This window comes from Pseudomonas sp. MD195_PC81_125 (assembly GCF_014060985.1).
In the GTDB taxonomy this organism is placed as follows: domain Bacteria; phylum Pseudomonadota; class Gammaproteobacteria; order Pseudomonadales; family Pseudomonadaceae; genus Aquipseudomonas; species Aquipseudomonas parakoreensis.
The window spans coordinates 1-843 of record NZ_JABULD010000722.1 but is presented as its reverse complement, the minus strand read 5'-3'; the positions used below and the strand labels follow the sequence as shown (position 1 = coordinate 843).

Annotated in this window: 1 protein-coding gene; it reads left to right on the top strand. The window is 49.7% G+C overall.

The features are described 5' to 3' along the window. Nucleotides 1-182: 182 nt before the first annotated feature. The gene (locus tag HT737_RS28485; protein WP_182401114.1) at nt 183-698 is read left to right on the top strand and encodes a cupin domain-containing protein; all 516 of its coding nucleotides are present in this window, start codon (nt 183-185) and stop codon (nt 696-698) included. Nucleotides 699-843: the final 145 nt, after the last annotated feature.

Below are 843 nucleotides of genomic sequence, written 5' to 3'. Positions count from 1 at the left end.
CTGTTCAAAGAGCTGCCGAGCGAGACGCTGAAGCGTTAGCGATTGTCCCTCACGTGGGTTTGCGTTAGATCGTTGAAGTGGAGGGAATTGTCTTCGATATTCGTCGAAATACAGTTAACTCCACTAAATAGCCGTTTAGTAGAGCTATCAGCCTATCTGCCTTTCAATCAATGGAGCAGGCCATGAATCGAGGGAAAACAAAGAGCGTGGACGTGATTGCTGCACTGGATCTGCAGCCTCATGTTGAAGGCGGCTATTTTCGCAGGACTTTTCAAGCAGATCATCGCGCCATGCTGCAAACCACCCGTGGCCCACGTTACCTGATGACTTCGATCTATTACTTGCTGACGGAAGATTCGCCGGTGGGCCAGTTTCATTTCAACCAATCGGACATCCTGCATTTCTACCATCTGGGCGATCCCATCGAGTACAGCATGATCGCAGGTGACGGTTCGCTTCAAACATTGGTGATGGGTAGCGATATTCTGGCGGGACAGCTTTTGCAAATGCACGTGCCTGGTGGCATCTGGAAAGCATCGCGACTGCTTGAGGGTGAACACGGATTTGGTTTGATCAGTGAAACCGTGTCGCCGGGATTTGATTTCGCGGACATGGAGATGGGTGACAGACGCAGACTGACTGCGCAATTTCCACAGCACCGGATACTGATAGAAAAGCTGACGCGGTCTGCTGATTGAGGCTCACAAATTTCAGGCCAGACCGAGGGTTTGGAAAATGCGGTTTCTGGTGACCCTCTGGATTGAATGTAGCGTGCAACCGGGCTGATTCGGAAACATCTTGTTACGTGTAATGTATATTATGTTAAACGATGTATTACGTTAC

What these genes read in the sequence shown, in the direction of transcription:
- HT737_RS28485 (WP_182401114.1), top strand. Translation starts at nt 183, where the DNA reads ATGAATCGAGGGAAAACAAAGAGCGTGGACGTGATTGCTGCACTGGAT.